Annotated in this window: 15 protein-coding genes; 6 read left to right on the top strand and 9 right to left on the bottom strand. The window is 64.2% G+C overall.

Features of this window, described 5'->3' with window-relative positions:
- Positions 1–153 precede the first annotated feature (153 nt).
- Together JYK18_RS04795 and JYK18_RS04790 are read right to left on the bottom strand one after the other, a co-directional pair.
- Positions 154–738 (bottom strand): hypothetical protein, encoded by a 585-nt coding sequence (locus JYK18_RS04795; protein WP_206800948.1) that lies wholly within the window; start codon positions 736–738, stop codon positions 154–156.
- Between the two features lie 179 nt (positions 739–917).
- Positions 918–1,286: a hypothetical protein gene (locus JYK18_RS04790; RefSeq protein WP_206800947.1), complete on the bottom strand. Its 369-nt coding sequence runs from the start codon at positions 1,284–1,286 to the stop codon at positions 918–920.
- 444 nt (positions 1,287–1,730) lie between these two features.
- Here JYK18_RS04790 and JYK18_RS04785 point away from each other — a divergent pair, with 444 nt between their 5' ends.
- From JYK18_RS04785 to JYK18_RS04775, 3 genes are all read left to right on the top strand, one after another.
- A complete protein-coding gene (locus JYK18_RS04785) occupies positions 1,731–1,925 on the top strand; it encodes a hypothetical protein (RefSeq protein ID WP_206800946.1) in 195 nt (64 codons plus the stop codon).
- A 425-nt stretch (positions 1,926–2,350) separates the two neighbouring features.
- Entirely contained in the window at positions 2,351–3,217 is an 867-nt protein-coding gene (locus JYK18_RS04780) for a sigma-70 family RNA polymerase sigma factor (RefSeq protein WP_206800945.1), read from the top strand.
- Positions 3,217–4,428 (top strand): hypothetical protein, encoded by a 1,212-nt coding sequence (locus JYK18_RS04775; protein WP_206800944.1) that lies wholly within the window; start codon positions 3,217–3,219, stop codon positions 4,426–4,428. Before JYK18_RS04780 ends, JYK18_RS04775 begins: the two co-directional genes overlap by 1 nt.
- Before the next feature lie 83 nt (positions 4,429–4,511).
- On the opposite strand, the gene JYK18_RS04770 is transcribed toward JYK18_RS04775, so the two are convergent.
- Positions 4,512–4,709, bottom strand: a complete 198-nt coding sequence (locus JYK18_RS04770) for a hypothetical protein (RefSeq protein ID WP_206800943.1) — start codon at positions 4,707–4,709, stop codon at positions 4,512–4,514.
- 684 nt (positions 4,710–5,393) lie between these two features.
- Positions 5,394–6,887 carry an RNA-binding domain-containing protein gene (locus JYK18_RS04765; RefSeq protein WP_307795779.1) on the bottom strand — a complete coding sequence of 498 codons (1,494 nt, stop codon included), beginning with the start codon at positions 6,885–6,887 and terminating at the stop codon, positions 5,394–5,396.
- 513 nt (positions 6,888–7,400) lie between these two features.
- Between JYK18_RS04765 and JYK18_RS04760 the strand changes: the two genes are divergently transcribed.
- Positions 7,401–7,664, top strand: a complete 264-nt coding sequence (locus JYK18_RS04760; RefSeq protein WP_206800942.1) for a DUF1883 domain-containing protein — start codon at positions 7,401–7,403, stop codon at positions 7,662–7,664.
- Positions 7,665–8,596: 932 nt separating this feature from the next.
- Here the strand turns inward: JYK18_RS04760 and JYK18_RS04755 are convergent.
- Positions 8,597–8,779: a hypothetical protein gene (locus JYK18_RS04755; protein WP_206800941.1), complete on the bottom strand. Its 183-nt coding sequence runs from the start codon at positions 8,777–8,779 to the stop codon at positions 8,597–8,599.
- 503 nt (positions 8,780–9,282) lie between these two features.
- Here JYK18_RS04755 and JYK18_RS04750 point away from each other — a divergent pair.
- Entirely contained in the window at positions 9,283–11,307 is a 2,025-nt protein-coding gene (locus JYK18_RS04750) for a hypothetical protein (protein ID WP_206800940.1), read from the top strand.
- Positions 11,308–11,674: 367 nt separating this feature from the next.
- A complete protein-coding gene (locus JYK18_RS04745; protein ID WP_206800939.1) occupies positions 11,675–12,217 on the top strand; it encodes a hypothetical protein in 543 nt (180 codons plus the stop codon).
- Positions 12,218–12,416: 199 nt separating this feature from the next.
- Here JYK18_RS04745 and JYK18_RS04740 read toward each other — a convergent pair whose 3' ends face one another.
- The 4 genes from JYK18_RS04740 to JYK18_RS04725 form a co-directional block, all read right to left on the bottom strand.
- A complete protein-coding gene (locus JYK18_RS04740) occupies positions 12,417–13,103 on the bottom strand; it encodes a hypothetical protein (protein WP_206800938.1) in 687 nt (228 codons plus the stop codon).
- A gap of 176 nt (positions 13,104–13,279) precedes the next feature.
- Entirely contained in the window at positions 13,280–13,978 is a 699-nt protein-coding gene (locus tag JYK18_RS04735) for a response regulator transcription factor (RefSeq protein ID WP_206800937.1), read from the bottom strand.
- On the bottom strand, positions 13,915–15,045 hold the full coding sequence (locus tag JYK18_RS04730; protein ID WP_206800936.1) for a hypothetical protein: 1,131 nt from the start codon (positions 15,043–15,045) through the stop codon (positions 13,915–13,917). The genes JYK18_RS04735 and JYK18_RS04730 overlap by 64 nt, the downstream gene beginning before the upstream one ends.
- The gene (locus JYK18_RS04725; RefSeq protein ID WP_206800935.1) at positions 15,038–16,048 is read right to left on the bottom strand and encodes a sensor histidine kinase; all 1,011 of its coding nucleotides are present in this window, start codon (positions 16,046–16,048) and stop codon (positions 15,038–15,040) included. The genes JYK18_RS04730 and JYK18_RS04725 overlap by 8 nt, the downstream gene beginning before the upstream one ends.
- Positions 16,049–16,153: the final 105 nt, after the last annotated feature.

The raw sequence follows: 16,153 nt of genomic DNA, 5'->3' as shown, positions 1-16,153 counted from the left end.
CGGTCGAGCACGAGGACTACCTTGACCGCAGCGTCAGCGCAACGGCGTCGATCACACTCTGCAAGGACGCCGACGGCCAGGATGGTTTTCAGCACGGGCACGGTCGATCCCGGGCTGAGCGTGAGAATCTGGTCGTAGCAGCCGCTAAAGAAGTCATGTCCAGAATGGACGCGCCTCGCTTGCTGCTCGATGCAACTCGGCGCCGTCAACAAGCGTCTCATGGAAGCCGAAATTTACCTTCGGCCACTCAGTGACCACCTGTACCGCTTCACGGTTTGGCAAAGGGGTGAGCCACAGGGACTGACTGACTTCAAACTTCGAGCCTATTAGTCGCGCAGCTGGTTCAGCTGTCGAAACTGGATTCGCTACCACTTCTTGCTCATGAATCCGGTCGCTAGGCAAGGGTGAATGTCGACCATGTGACACACCGAGAAATAAGAACTCCTCGGGACGAGCTTCCTCGTTGCTGGAGAAAAGAACCTTACGTTGATGTTCAAAATCATATATCCATTGGTTTTCTTGCTTGTCGCCAAGGCGCACTGCGGCGAAGAAGTTGAAAAGGCAACCTTCCGGGAAGGATTCTGTCGATGTCAGCATTACGACAGCATTCTGGTTTTGTGCCAGAATCAACTGATGGAGAATTTTTCCGCCAAAAACATCGCGCGGTCGAGATGTCAACCTGGCGTCCGGCCCGCTGTGGGAGTGTTTGCCGGACTCGGATGTGTTTTCGTTGGACATCTGACTTGCTCCTGCAGTCGGCGGCAGTACCCTTATGACAAGGTACCAGCACTTCCAGTGGGGCGGCCACCACAAGGTTTCTCATCGCAGGAGTGCGGTGCGTAGTCATCCGATCGATCGGCCGGGCTGTGGCATCGGCGGTCGGCGCCGCCGATGCCGCAGCCCGCGAAGATGCCTAGTTACGCGGCCAGGCGTCCCCAGCCGGGTGGCGTGATGCCGATCCATGCGACATGACAGTCGAGTCTGTAGAAGTTCGCGGGGCTGAAGAAGACCTGCCTGTTGTCTTCAATGCAGGTGACGAACCCCCAGTAGCCGCCAGCCGACATTCCAGTCGTGTACAGGTTGTCGACTTTCCATGAACCTACGGACCCGCCGTAGCAAACGACCGCGCCAGCGGCGAGAACCAGCCGAATTTGTGCTACTGGTTCATTTCCGCACGGTCGTGGGTCAATTAACGGCTGAGCTGTAGCGTCAGGGGCGGCAACCACAGGTGTGACGAACCCCAGAAGGGCAGCAATCGCCGCCATGGCAACGAACAACTTTTTCATGAGTATCCTTAAACGATGGTCAGTCTGCTGATTTCACAAACGTCCAAACGCCTGAACTCTGATCAACTTAGTGATGGCGCTGACGACGACGACAGGTCCGAACGGATGACTTCCTTTCAGTGGAAAGCCTTGTCTGCTATCTGCCGACTTCCATTCAGTGGACCACGTCCTAACTTATCGCCAGTCTGGCCGATTGCCCATCTGGTCCCGACAATGAGGCCGCCTGCAGTGGACGTGTTGTCGAGATAGTGCTGCTCCGCAACTCAATCCACTCAAAGAACCATTGATCAGTCGGGTTTGCTCACTTCACCTGGTGCGTTTCGAGCAACGCGGACTCCAGTTCGCTGAGGGGAGGTGGCGTGGCCACCTGGGGGTTGCCCGGATCTCTTAGTGGGCCCAGAGTTAAAAACTGCTCTCGATGACGTGCTGCACCCAGGGGCCTACGTGATCGGTGTCCTGCGCCGCGACACCGCAATCTTGATCACCAGCCTCACGCCCACCCAGATGGGCGTCTACATCGCGACGACGACCCCTCAGCGGCTGACGGCAACTGGCCCGCAGGCTCTTCTGGCCAGCGCCCAGGCTGTGGACGAGGTGACCGCGGGCTCCGGCGCATGGCTGTCTCGCCGACTACCTTGACGTTCTAGCGTTGGGGACGGACGTCGTTGACGGGACGTGGGCCATGCCACGCCTGATCATCGTCGCGACGCAGGGGGTCGGCTCGGCTGAGAACGCCACGAGGGCGGCGACACTGGGGAAGTTGAAGCTGAGCCTGGCCCGTCGGCAGCGGCGAACACCACCGATCCGGCCGTCGCGGCGGCTCGGGTGGCGATCACGGGCAGGACTACGGCGACGTCGTCTCCGCACTGCGGCGCCGGTCAGTGGTGTTAGATGTCCCGCTGACTTGCCCTGGCGTGTTCGAGCCTCCGGACATGACGGCGCAGAAAAGATCTTAAAGATCTTGAGGAGATCTGGGGGGTGGTTCTGCGTTGCTGCCTACAACGAGAAGTGTCAGGCCCGGCGAACTGGGGCGTCGGGGATCCACCTACTGAGGGAGCTAGACGATGAATTCGGAGCGGCCGCCCACGGAGGACCCGGCCCCGGACAGAGCACCCTCCCTTGTCGAGCTGCCGGAGGAGGTCCTCGCCCAGGTCGAGACCGAGCTGGCGGCCCACGGCGGGAGCGCGGCCGGCGATCCCGCAGCCCAACGGGCCGCGGAGGCCAGGATCTTGGAGCTCCTGCGGGCCGAGCAGTTCACCGGTCCGCGGTTTGAGCGGTTGTTCGCGAAGATGGCACATCGGCTGGTGGGGTACGCGTTTCCGATCATGCGGCATTGGATCGGCAGTGGGCACATCTTCGACGAATGCCTGAAGTTCCGCCGGCCGATCATCAAACAGGCCCGGGCCGCGGCGAGCGAGTGGACGCTGGAGGAGCAGGGGGCCTTCGCGATCGACTCGATCATCGGTACCGAGTCGATGCAGGGCGGGATCCAGTTCTTCCTGAACTACGGGCTGCGCAAGGGCAACTGGGACCCGCAGAAGGGTGCCAGCTCCGGGACGTACTTCGTTGGTGCGTGCGCCTGCTGCTTCGCCTCCTTCTGCAACAAGTGGTGGAAGGACAAGGTGCTCGCCGAGGCGATGCTGTCCTCCCCGGTCGACGCCGACGAGGACGGCGAGGACCTGCTGCTGCGGATCGCGGACACCTCGTTCGGCCCGGCTGAGGCGGCCGTGCTGCGCGACTCGGCGGCCCGTGCCGTGGCCCAGGTGAAAGACCCGAAGATCCAAGAGGTGCTGCTGCGGCGCTCCTACCTGGGACAGACCCAGGCCGAAGCCGCCGCCGCAGTGGAGCTCACCCCGAAGGCGGTCGAGCGCCGCCTGCACACCCACCGCAAGAACATGCGTGACAACGACGATGCCCCTGGGAGGTTGTGATGTTCAGCCAGGACTTTCCGACCGGGAACCGTCGCGGCGACCACACGCAGGAATGGAGGTCCACGGTGTCGTACATGTGCGCGAAGGAGCCGGACGACTGCGTCGAGGCGGAGCTGGACGCGGAGTTCGACCAGCTGCTGGACCAGTCGAGTCTCGGCACGCCCGTGGCCCAGGCCTACCAGGCGCTGACGCCGGATCGCGTGCACAAGCGGCTCCGCACCCAACTGCAGCGCCTCGCCGCCGGCCCGGAGGAAGACACCGTCGGCCGCGGCGTCCCGGACACCGACGAGGTGGTCCTGGACGTCGTGCGCTCGGCGGTCGGCGACGAGCTGCCGGACATCGAGCTGGACACCTGGATGCGATTCGACGGCGGGGACTGCGGGGCGGTGACCTTCTACAGCCCGTTGTCCTGGGTGTGGCCGCAACACGCACCAGTCGAGGACCGTATTTCCTGCCGCGATATCGCCACCTTCGCTCACCACCTGCGGTTGAGCGCGCACGTTCCCCGCTACCGAAACTGGGCCGTGACGCTGCTCAACGAGATGGTGTGCCAGGGCGTGTTCGTCGACCTGCGCCCGGACGTGGCGCGCTCGATCGTCGAGCTCGGATTCGACCGCACCGACGACGACACGCCAGTCGCGCTGCTGCTGGCGTGCAGCCTCGCGGTGTCCTCCAGCGGGATCGCTGACGAGCTGATTGGCACCAGCCTCCTTGTCCGAGGTCAAAACATCATCCTGCCGGTGACGGAAAGACAGCGCGCCTCGGGCCGGGACGACGTAGCACGCTGGCGGGACAGGACACTGTTCTACACCGACCTATTGGCGAAGAGTTGGTTCCTGCATCCCGCATGCGCCGGTGGCTGGAAGGCGATCGAACGGGGTCCACTCGGGACTCCGCGACCGGCTCTCGCCAGCGGGCAACGGACACAACCCGACTCCCAGGTGTCTCCCGCGGACCCTCCTGGCGTGCAACGTCGACCGCGCTGGAGACCTCTCGGCAGGAACCGGGGTCCGCACCGTTCAGTGCGTCAGCGACGAACCCGTCGGCAAGCCTCAACTCGTACCGTCGGCGCTCCGGCACGATTCGTCTCCCGCGCGCCGGAGACGCTTATCGCGATCGGGTCCGGGCGTGCGTTCTCGTTCGCTGTCACCGGCGGCATAGGCCTCGTGCTCTCCGTCGTCCTGCTGTTGCTTGGCCATCGCCTGCCCTGAACGCTGCTGCCGGATCGGCCTGCGCACCAGGCCGATCCGGCAGCAGATCAGCGAACGGCCAGCCTCGCTGGGCCGGCGAACAGTCAACGGATCAGCCAGTCGAAGAACCGCCAGGCACTCGCGAACGTCGCGCCGCCCGTGAGCACCGCCAGCCCGGCCGACTGGACCTCGGTGTAAAACAGCCCACCTGCCACGCCTGCCACCACCAGCGCCATGAACATCACCAGCGCGGTACGCACGGCGAACGGCTGCCCCGGACCCGGACAGTTGTTGTTCCCCATCGACCTCGTCTCCTCACCCAGCGCACCCGCGCTGCTCAACGACGTTCTAGGCCGACCCCGGCCAGCAACCCCCTCGACTCGGCGCGCGTTCCCGTAGCCCGCTTTCATGGCGGCCCGTCCTGTGCCGGCCATGCGCCATACCCTCGAACAAGACGCCGGTCTAGGTGCACGTCTGTACCGTTCTGCTCCCTAGGTCGCTGTCTCAGGAGAATTTGACCTGATGGCAAGAGCGGGAAGGCTGCGGACTGGACTGTCTGGGCGCAGTCGCACGCGGCGACCAGCTGGTAGATGGAGGGACCGTCGTTCGCCAGATTCGCGGCCGAGGTCGGCCGCCCTCGTCGACGGCAGTGCCAATCGCGGCAGTTTCTGCGTGGGTCGGGCGCTACCGCGGGCCAGACCCGGTTTGCGCCACGGCGATCACTGAGATCGCCTAGGCGGTGAGGTGTCTGTCAAGCACCTTGCTACGCAAGTTGCGATATGATATAGACTTGTTATGGACATCCTGTGATGCAGCCTGCATCACACCGGGCTGTACGAGCTCGGCTAACGACGCACAGTCAGCGGTCAAGCGCCCGTCGAAGCGGAAGGCTGGGTGAGCAAAGACGGAGCGCATCGTTTTCGCAGGTCACAGCCTCGATACGTCCATGTGGGTGACAACGATCATGGGCGTCTATCAAATGGCCGTCAAAAGGGAGCCTCGATGTCCGTGGCCCAGTAAGGCAGGTACTGCATGAAGCGGCGTCCGGCCCCAGGGTCGAACGGTACGATGAGGCCGGCGTCGACGGCGTCACTGATGAGCCTGCTAGCGACTGCGGCGTTCTGCTGGCTGATGCCAAAGCGTTCCCGGAGGGACGAGTTCGTGAGGGTCCCGTGGTTGACACGGCGAAGGCAAGCGTGCAAGTAGACAGCGCGGACCTTCTCGTCCTTACTCATATCTTTGAGAGCCTTGGGAGCGAAGAGCACCACCCTGGTGTTGTCCTCAGGTAGTTCGACCAGTGGAGCGGGCAGTTGATGAAGTTCCGTCTCGAAGACGACTTTATCCCATCCGCTGCCGCGTTCCTCGCACATGCCAGCCCGTCTCATCAGGGCACCGACGGCCTCGTTGCGCGACTTGGGCGGCGCGTCGACAAAACGCAACGGGTCCACTAGCGGACGTCCGGGGCTTGTGATTTCTAATCGTGAGTCGAAAACCTCGATCATCGGCCCATTGCCCGTCTGAGCGAAGTCCTGATGAATGATCGCATTGGCGATGAGTTCTCGCACAGCGAGTTCCGGGTAAGCGCGTTGGTCATCGCGGATGGCCTCGCCAATCACTTCGACCGAAGGCAGCATATTGTTGACGAAGGTAACCAGGCCGGCGAAGGCGGGCGCGTACCCGTGAATGCCGACCTGCTCGCGGATGGTCGCCACGCGGTTGTCGCCGCGGTAGCGGATCACGCGGACCGCCTTGCGCTTGAGCGTGTTGAACTCGTTGATATCCTTGGCGAACAAGACGGCGCCGAGGTTGGTGATGTCCCAGTCGCCATGCTGGTTCTGCCGTATCAACTCCTCCATGCGGAGCGCGTCGAGAATGCCCTTCCGATTGTCTGGTAGGGGCATGTGCATGAGGTCGAAGTAGCCTGGGTAATCCAGCAGTCTTAATACTTCGGCAGCATCGAGACCGGACATCGCAGAGAGGGTCTCGAAAGGACGGGCATCAAAGGACTGCCACAGGCGGCGAGCATGGTCGGTATGATCACGTAGCTTCTTCTTGTATGATCCGACACGGATCCACTCGTCATTCTGAAATCTCACCGGACTGGCCGTGGCTGGCGCGACCTGCAGCACCACGACTCGTTTTCCATCCACTTGTGTCTCAATGAATTCGAAGTGAACTTGTGGAGTCAGGAGCCGGGTAAGCCAGTTTTGAAAGTCCTCGTTGCCGACTTTTCGATGTGGGTCCATCGTAGTTCCGACAAGGCTGTGGTCTGCGTCGCTCACTCCCCACAGCATGTATCCTTTGTCCTGCTTGCCGAGTGCGGCTGAGTTCGCTAACGCCGAGATGTACTGGCCAATGTCCTCGGCGTTGAAGAAGTTCTCCTTGAACTCCACCCATTCGGTCTCGCGCGGTAGGGCGATCAGCCGATGTACCAAGGCGGCCAGGCGGGCCTCATGGTCTGGGCGTGGTCCGTCAGACACGTCATCCCCCTCTGCCCAGTCGGTAGTTCGAGGTCCAGAGTCTAGTCCGACGCGGTGCCTCCAGGGCTCAGAGCGTAGTCACTCCGGGAACAGAGGGCGCATCCGCTGGTGTGGGACAGTTAGCTCTCTCGTAGGGGAGCGGTCTCGGGTCGTGTTGCTGTGCTGTGAGGTGAGAACAGTGGGCACGCCTGGTCGATCGTGGTGGTTAGAGCTGGACGAACGGGTCACGCATGCGAGCGATGGCCCCAACACGTGGTCGCGGTCGGCTGGGACGCGCCCGCGCCGTCGAGGTAGCGCTGAAGAAACGTGAACGCGGGGTACTGACCGGCGACGGCAGCGACCTGACAACGCAGCGCAAGACGGCCTTCCCTCGGACCCGCTTGTGGATGCTGCCGAATTGGTTCAAGACGGCTTGCCTGAGCGACCAGTGGCACCGGAGCCGCACGCGAAACTCACGGACCTTCTTTCGGTAGGTGACGGTCGCGCTCAACCAGGCTGCGTAAGGATGGTGGTATGGAGCACCTGTATTGGGATCTGGGCTCGTGCGTCGGGGTCACGTCCATCGAGGTCGAACTACGCGGAGTTCAAGCCAGGGTATGCCTGATGGATGAGGAGGAGTACCAGGCGTACCTCGACGGTGACGAGTACGAATACCACGGCGGCTACTGGGACAGCAGCCCCACAATCCTCGACGTACCGTACGACGCTCGCTGGTACCTCGTCGTCGACGGCTACGACGGGCGGATCACCGCCAGGGTGAGCAAACTCGTCGACTGACGATGGTGAAGCCGAACGTCATACGAGCACTCGCGAGGCCCTCCGGCAAGAAAAAAATTCGCCAACTCGAAGACACTGCCGTGAACGGTTCGTCACGCGGACGCGGGTGGGCCGAGGACTTCCCCTCCTCGGCCCATCCACTGCGATACTAGCGCGCGATCGCACACACGTTCGGTTGGGTAGGTGAAGTGTGCCAGAGTCGGGCAGCGGGCACCCGGCCCGCCACTGCCGTCCGTGGTGCACGCCTCATAGGGGCGGCAGAGGGCCTCGCCGACGTGCTCGTTGGCCAGCCGGTGATGGGTGAGGCTGGACGATGTGGCCCCACGCCGAGCACCTGCAGCCTCACCCGGATACCACGGTAGTGCACTGATGGCATCTGCGCTGTGAAAGTTGACTATGCAAGTGCGTTCCCGCAGGCAAGGCCGCGGTCCGGCCCGCCGGGGCCCACAACGAGCAGTTTGACTGGGATCTCGACGAGCTGACCGAGTGGTGTCGAAGGGATCCGGAGCTGGTCAAGGGCGACGCCCTGCTCCACACGACCTGCATGAACACCACTTCATGATCGAATAGGGCGGCGACTCGGTCCGCGTAATCGATTGGGGTCGTCCGGCCCCGGGGCGGCTTGGGTAGACACCGCGTTCCTCGTCATAAGACTCGTCGCGGCCGGACATGCCCCGCGCGACGCCAAGGAGTGGGCGGTCACGGTCCCATCGTGGGCGGCCCCGATCACGGGAGGCCGAAACTGCGTTCGTCTGCTACGTGGCCGGCCTCTGGGGCTACCGCACGGCCACCTCGCCCTGCGCCGGAGCGTCTCGGCTGCGTCCCGCCGCCGAGACGTACCTGAATACCGGCTATCTCTTTAGGGTCGTTGAATGCCAAAGCGTCCTCTTCTGGCCATCGGAGCCGGAAGAGGAAACTTTTCGACTGTGTTGCTACTTGTATGCCGTGACGATTTTTCGCCTCGGGCCAGCCTTGTGCCACATCGTCAGCGGGAGCCAGACGAACAGGCCCCACATGCCTGCGGTGATGATGGTGAGAAACAGGTGAAGCCCGTGCGAGGTCTTCTTCCGTTCGCGGGTGATAGCGCGTCCAGGAGGGGGCGGAACGGCGGTCATGCGACTCCCTTCAAGGCATGTACTCATTCCTATCGCCACGAGCGAGCGCAGTGTTACTTCGCGGTGGCCTTTGCGCGGAGCCCGCGGCTTCTTCGCCGCCGCGGCGGCCTTCTTAGCGGGCTCCTTCTTCCTCGGCGTCCATCAGACTTCTCGCGCCGGGCGCCGGATCTCGATGGCGCCTACACCAGGGTCATCAACCCCGAACGCGCCATCCGCCGCGAGCACTGGATCTCGCCCGGCCTCGCCACCAGTGTGCTGGCCGTCGCGCCCATCCTTGCTGCGGTCGCCACCGAGATGGGCTGTCGCCGTTGCCCAGGCCATCTCAACGATCGGCTTCGCACTTGAGAATCCCGCCTTTCCTTCTGCAATCCTTCGGTAAGCTCCGACCCGAGCCAGCACTTTCGACGAAAATAACCAACGGCAAAAGGCTTTATTGTGCCACTTCTCGAACTCTGCTAAGAATCAACTCTCGAAAGTTCAGCGATGTCGTGGTCGGAGTGCAGATGACGGTCAGCAGGCAAGGATTCGATGAGTTTTGTGAAACACTTGCGTTTTCACCGCTTCCAGGCATTGACCAGGAGGCGTTCGGTGTTCCAAAACGGAGAACGGCCGACTTCTTCGTGCCACCAGTTCTCCTGGAGAAACTTTCGAACTCGACCGCTGCCGTGACCCTGATATCGGCCCGCGGTGCAGCAGGCAAGAGCACCACGGCGACCGAGACCGCAACACGCCTGGGCGGACCGTTGTGGAAGCTCGAGAAGGATCAGGCCGTCGGCGGCACCTCGTTCGAGTACATGCTGGTCAAGTACCTGGGGAGCCACGACGTCACCAGCCGACTGCCAACTAGTCCCCCAGCTCTGGTCGTCGTCGACTCGCTCGACGAAGCACGTTCCCGCGTGTCGGGCAAGTCCTGGGAAGAGTTCGTGTCTTCGCTCGCGACCTGGGCGAAGAAGGGGCTTCGGTTCGTGCTCCTCGGTCGCGAGCGGACAATCGAGGACATCTGGGTGATGCTGGAAGAGGGTGGCGTCGAGGTGGCCTGGTGGGAGATCTCCCACTTTGCCCCCCGGCAATGTGTCGACTACGTCGACCAGGTTGTGGCAAAGCGTGACTCCGATGCGGACCGGACGAGCGCCGAGTACCGCGGCGCCCGTGACGCGCTAATCCACGCCCTCCGCGCATCCGCGGCGGGCCGCTATGGTGAAGAGTTCGTCGGCTACGCACCCGTCCTCGACGCGGCCGCAGCAATGCTGATCGGCAAGCCGAACCTGCTGGCGATCCGGCAGCGGTTCGAACAGCAACTCCAGGAGACCGGCGATCTTGTCGACCTGCTGGAAACCATTCTCGCCCGGTTGCTCGAGCGCGACCAGACGAAGCTCGAGCCCCTTGCACGTACTCTGAAGCTAGAACCGGGTCAGGCTTACCGGCCGGAAGAGCAGATACTCTGGCTCTGCCATTTCCTCGAAGAGGGCGACGTACCGAGCCTGCCGTACTTGACGAGCGCGGAAGCCCGACAGGAATACATCCGCAAGGTCACCGAGTTCTCGAGTGATCACCCGTTCCGCACCGAACACGGCTGGGCGAGCCCGATCTTCGAGGCGTACGTCGCGTCGAAAGTCTTCGATAAGGATTGCCTTTCTCCGTCCCGGCTCGTGGAGATCGGTCACCAATCCGGTTTCCTGTTCGACTTCATGAACCGGCATGATTCGCTCGTCCTGACCGAATCGCAGTTCGCAGCGCTGCACGCTTCACTCATCGCCGCCGAATGGAGCGAGTCGGCAGCGAGCGCCGGGTTGGCGCAAGCAGCCGGTGACGACCACTACACCGGCTCGTTGTCCACCAGCGCCGCGAGCCGGGTGACCGAATTCGCCTTGCTCCCCGAGCAGGCGCCGACGCTGCGGCTCCTCGGACCGTTGTCCGAGCTCTCCGTCCACAGTCGCGGCACGGTGGTGCTTCAAGGCAGCGAAATCGGTCCCGATCTGTTCGTCCATGCAGCCGAAATCGTCGTCGAAGCCGAAGTCCTCGACTTCGCGCGACGCCCGGCAGGCAGCACCGACGACGAACCGTCGGTTGTGCTGGAAGCCACTGACCGGCTCGAGCTGCACGCGGGTTCGGAGCAACTCCCGCGAGCTGGCGAACTGGAATTGAGGGTGCCGGCCGGATTCAAGCTGGCGTACCCGTGGTTCGAGCACCGAGCCGAGCTGCCCGAAGAGGAGGAAATGGACCAGAAGGTGATCCGCTTCCTCAACAAGATCATGAGCTTGACCCGAAACCACGGCCACGACGGCGAACGAGGAGTGTTCATCAAGAAGCTCGAAGGCCGCCAGCCGTTCCCGCCGGAGCAGTTCAACCGCGCCCTCGGGGTACTCGTCAGCGAAGGAGTGGTCCGCATCGAGGGGGACATGGTCTTCCTCCGCGCCAACTGGGAACCCTACCGCTACAGCGGAAAAGCACTTCCCGGGCAACAGCAGCTCGACGATGTCCGCCAGGTCTGGGAGCCCGTGCTGAAGCGCGTTCAAGAAGCCTTGTAAGGCGAGACCGGCTCGGAGGACCGGCCCACCATCGAATCGCGCTCCGCGTAACGGATCAGCACGGCTCGCGACTGTGTGGGCATGTTGCTGGGCCTGATGCGGATCGGAGCCACCCCTCAGGGTTCTGGAAAGCTGTGGCCGTCTTGGGAGCCGACCCGGCCGAAGTGGTCAACCGGCTCGCGAAGACGGTGCGCAGCGCGGAAGACGTCCGGCGAATCCAAACTGTCGACGGGGAGCCGGAGCTCTTGCGGTACGTCTACCGTTGAGGTGGCTCGGTACTCGTGCAGCGCGCGACCAGGAGGTTGGGGAACTGGCGGCGACGCTTGCAGGGCTCGCGAGTGCGGCGCGGTCAGCCGGCGGGGTACCGGTGCCGACGGCGGTCGCCCTCAACGGCCACCCCGCGGTGCTGGGCGAGGACACGCACGTCGTCGAGGTGCTCTCGCCGGTGGAGCAGGAGGTGCTGACCAATCTGAACCGTACCGAGGTGCTGACCCTGATCGCGATGACCGGACGGGGCATCACCACGCCGAACAGCCCGCGTGATCGCATGGGGCCCCCAGTGGCTGGCTTCGTCGCGGGCTCGTCTAGCCGCACGTTCCTCGCCTCGACCGCGTCCGAATACACCTCGATCGGATCAAGGCGGAATTGTGTCGGCGGGACGGGTGGCCCGGCTGGGCCGGATGGACGTTCTGCCGAGCTGGTCCTGGACTTGCGGAACCTGCGAACTACGCCCGGCGACGTCGAGGGGTTCGGCGCGCTTTGGGGGCAGATCGAGCCCGCACTGCTGGGTCGGATTCTGCGCGCCAAGTGGGTCCACCAGCTCACCGGTGAGGAAGGCTCGGTGCGGCTGGAAATCGTGCGTATCGCCGACCGGCTGGGTGTGGTTTCCGCGAGCACCCGGTTGGGGTAGGTGTAGGAGGGCGCGACGACGTTCGGGGTTACGTGATCGAGCATCCCGGTGAACCGGGTGGGTGTTGATCGTGGATGACAGCGGGTCTTTGATGAAGGGCACCAGCTCCGCTGGGGGCGCAGCGGCAGTACTCTGGAACTGCTCGGCGCCTCCGGGCGCGTATCCGAGCCATTGGGCTACGACCGGACCGCCGGGTGCCTCAGCAGGGGGGGATTGCTCCATTGTGCCCCACTGGTTCGAGGGCTCCCCGGTACATCCAGGCCGTCTGCGTCTCGTTGGGCTCGGACAGACCTTGGTTCGTTCCGGCTGGTAAGTGCTTCCATCGAACCTGGAGCCAGATCGGCCCGACGTTATTCTCGCCGGTGACATCGCTGGGGGTGAAGTCGCTTCGAGCAGTGCAGTTGGCCCATACCAGTGAGCGATTGGCGGTGTAGCCAATCCGTACCGCCGACACGGTGTTAGCGGTTCGCGCGAATAGGCCAAGGTCGACCGTGTCGACCACGACGAACGGGTAGGGTCCTGGGCCGCTCGGTGGTGCTGACGCTCCTGATTCGGCGCGGAGCGTCTTTTTCAGGGTGGTGTCGTCGCTGCCCGCTTGGGTCGCCGCGTTCTGGACGAGTTGCTGAGCCTGGCCAAGGGTGACCGTGCAGGTTGCGCCATCGTCGCAGTTGACGTTCCCGGTGCCGGGCTGGTTCACCTCCGGTGCCGGAGGTGGAGGCGGTGTATCATCCGGCCCGCAGGCGCTAACCACGCCGAAAATGACTGCGACGGCTACGCCCAACACGCCGACCCCTAACGCCCACTTCGCGACGGGAAGGTTCCCGATCGCCGCCCTGTGGGCTCGACGCTCGAGATCGGAGTGATCGGAGTCCGGATCGGTATCCATGACCGTCATCATCCTTTCCGGCGCTGCGCTCGACAGTAACGTTCCGATACCGTTGCAAACCCGGCTCGCATGGCACCTGGACAGAGTTCCTGGGGGTACGGCAGCCCGTAGATCGTTATCGTTGCTAGTACTGGGATCTGATGCAGCTTTGAGCCGGAGTTCCGGCTGCTCGCGGGTTAGCTCTCGGCCCTATTGGCCCTCGATTGGTACTCGCCGATTTCATCTGGCCGGATGAGGCCATCCTGGATGGTGCGGGCAAGCAAGGTATCTTTTGTGGACGCGCGGCGGCCGACGTTGTCGTATTTCGCCCTGGCTCGGTCGATGTACAGCTTGACCGTTGCTTCGCTGATGCCCATCCGCATCCCGACCGACGCCTTCGACATGCCCTGGAACCAGTATCTCAGCGCGGTGAGCTGCTGTTTGGATAGGGTTGGCCGGAGTGGTCGGGTGTCGGCGATCATCGCGCCCGCGGTGGATGGAGTGACGTACGGGCGGCCAGCGGCGGCGGCGACGATCGTTTCCACGCAGTGCTCGCGGCTCTCGTCCTTTTCGAGGAATTCCGCGCCCGCGTCGAGCACCGCGAGTACGTTCTCGGTCTCGGAGTGCGCAGAGAACACCACTACGCGGTGTCCTGCGCCAGTGAGGGCAGCGATCCGGTCGACGATGAGCGTGCCGCGTAAGTTGAGGTCGACCAGCAGGACGTCGGCGGTACCGCCGGGGCCGGCGAGGACTTGATCGACATCCGCCCCGCTCGCTACCACCCGCACCCGCCGTTCGGGGTCCCGGTCAACCCACGCGCGGACGCCGTCGATCACGACCTCGTGATCTTCGATGACAGCGACAGTGACCTGTCTGTCCAGCTGGTCTGCACCCATAGCAAACTCCCCTCTCGGTGGTATTCGATCTGAACCCGGTCGCCCGTCGGCGCGGCTGGAGGCTCGTCGGCGTCTGCGACCACGCTCAGCTGCACCTGACCAGCACTGCCCACGATGGTGACTCGGGCGTGGGTGTGAGCTGATCCCAGCACTTCGACGAGGGGTTCGACTAGGTCTCGCCGGCATTCGACCGGAACCGGCGGCACCTCGCCGGACACGCTCATTCGCACAGGCACCCCTCGTGCCTCCGCTACTTCCAGGCATGCCCGCACCTCGTGCAGCAGCGGATCGGGCACCTCGTCTGCCTCCAGGAACAGTCTTCGGAGCCGGGCCGCCTCGATTGCGCACCGGCGCTGCACTGCCGGGTCAGCCGGGTCGCTGGTCCCGTCGGCGAGGCCGGCGAGCACCACGGCCGCGGTGCGCTGCAGGAACTCGTGCCGCTGAACTCGTGCCGCGTGTGCTTGCGCGGCGGCGGCGCGGTGCCGCTCAGTCTCAGCGCGCGCACGGGCCGTTGCCACTGAGTTGTTGACGACCCGGCTCTGTGTGCGCACCCCATAGGCGAGCGCCACCTGCAGCGCGGCTGAACCTGCCAGGCTCATCGACAACAATGCCACGTCCTGCAGGTCTGGATTGGTCAGCAGGACCATCGCTACTGCGGATGCGGCGCCGTTGCCCGCCAGAACCACCGCCAGCGGCGCGGCCGAGCGCCCCCAACTCGCCAGAACACCGAGCCAGCCAGCCGCGCCGAACGCCCAGTTCTCGAAACCCGCGGCCCGCCCACCCGCATTCAGGGCGACCACCATGCTGATCGCCAGGGTCAACGCCACAACCGGCCAGGGCCTGCGGACCTGGCCTTCGCGTAGCAGCTGGATCGCGCTGGTTACGACAGTGGCCGTGAACAGCGCCCACATCAGCGGCGAGACCCACGTCCATCGTAGTTCCGGCCATGTCAGTACCACGGCGGCGGTGTCGAACCCCCCGTGCCATAGACCCACCATGCATACCGTCGCGATGATCGTCCCGCGCTGGTAGTGCGCAGCCAGCGACGCGCTCGAGTCGTCAATCACGCGCTCGCCACCTCAGCGTGACCACGGTCCCGCGGCCCGGAGCGGATTCGATGACGGCGCTGCCGCCAACTGCGGCCATCCGTCCTACCATCGCCTCTCGCAGCCCATACTTGTGCGCCGGCACGGCAGTGTGGTCGAAGCCCCGGCCGGAGTCCGAGATGACGACTACGACCTCGTCCGCGTCCTGGGTCAAGGTCAGGGACGCGTGGCTGATTTCCGCGTACTTGCGTGTGTTGACCAGGGCGGCGTGGGCGGCGCCGACAAATGCGTCGGCGACATCGGCGGGGACAAGACAGTTGACGAGACTCGTGCGCACCCCCGACGGCCAGCCCGCACGAACAGGAACCTCCCGCAGCAGGTGATCTAGTCGCACCGGTCCGCCGCCCACGTCCTCGCCAGCCCGAAGAGCGGATACCACCTCCAGGTCGGCACGTGCCTGAGTGCGCAGTCGGGCCGAGGACGTCGTGATGGCCCCGGATCCCACCATCGTCAACGTGGCGAGCACGGTATCGTGCAGCCTCCGGTCGGCCTCGCGTTCCTCGGCCCGACGGACCTGATCGGCGTAGGCGCGGTCGCGGCTGCGATGGAACTCGATCAGCTCCGCGTCGGCCGCCCGCGCCACCCTGCGCAGCAGCGCCATCAGCACCAGACCGCACAGGTTCTGCAGCAAGTAGACCGCAGCGTTGGCCATCCCCGCGCCAGGCGCAACCGCCAGCGCCTGACCGGCGAGGTAGGCCCCGGCGACTACGATCCCGCCCACGATCCCGGTGGCGGGCCGCACCCCGATGTGGCCATAGATGACCCGCCCCCCGACGAGCGCCGCAATCCATGACGACCCTGTCGGCAGCGCCTCGGGGGACACCAGCCAGCCTTGAAACAGGCACAGAGCCACGACACCGGCGAGGTCGACTGCCATCACACCAGGCGTAAGCGCGCTCTGCACGGCACGCCATACAAAGTACAGCGACCAGGCCAGGTTCCCCGCTACGGCGGCGAGGGTCACTCCCGTTGAGGATGTACTGCCCGCGTCAAGCGCACCGGCCAACGCACCGCCAAACCCCAGCACAGCGCGCGCGATCGCTGCGCAGCGGAACAGTGTCAGGTCCGT

The sequence above is a fragment of the Amycolatopsis sp. 195334CR genome (assembly GCF_017309385.1).
Lineage (GTDB): Bacteria > Actinomycetota > Actinomycetes > Mycobacteriales > Pseudonocardiaceae > Amycolatopsis.
The sequence above is the reverse complement of the archived record's forward strand: the minus strand, read 5'-3'. Positions and strand labels throughout refer to the sequence as shown.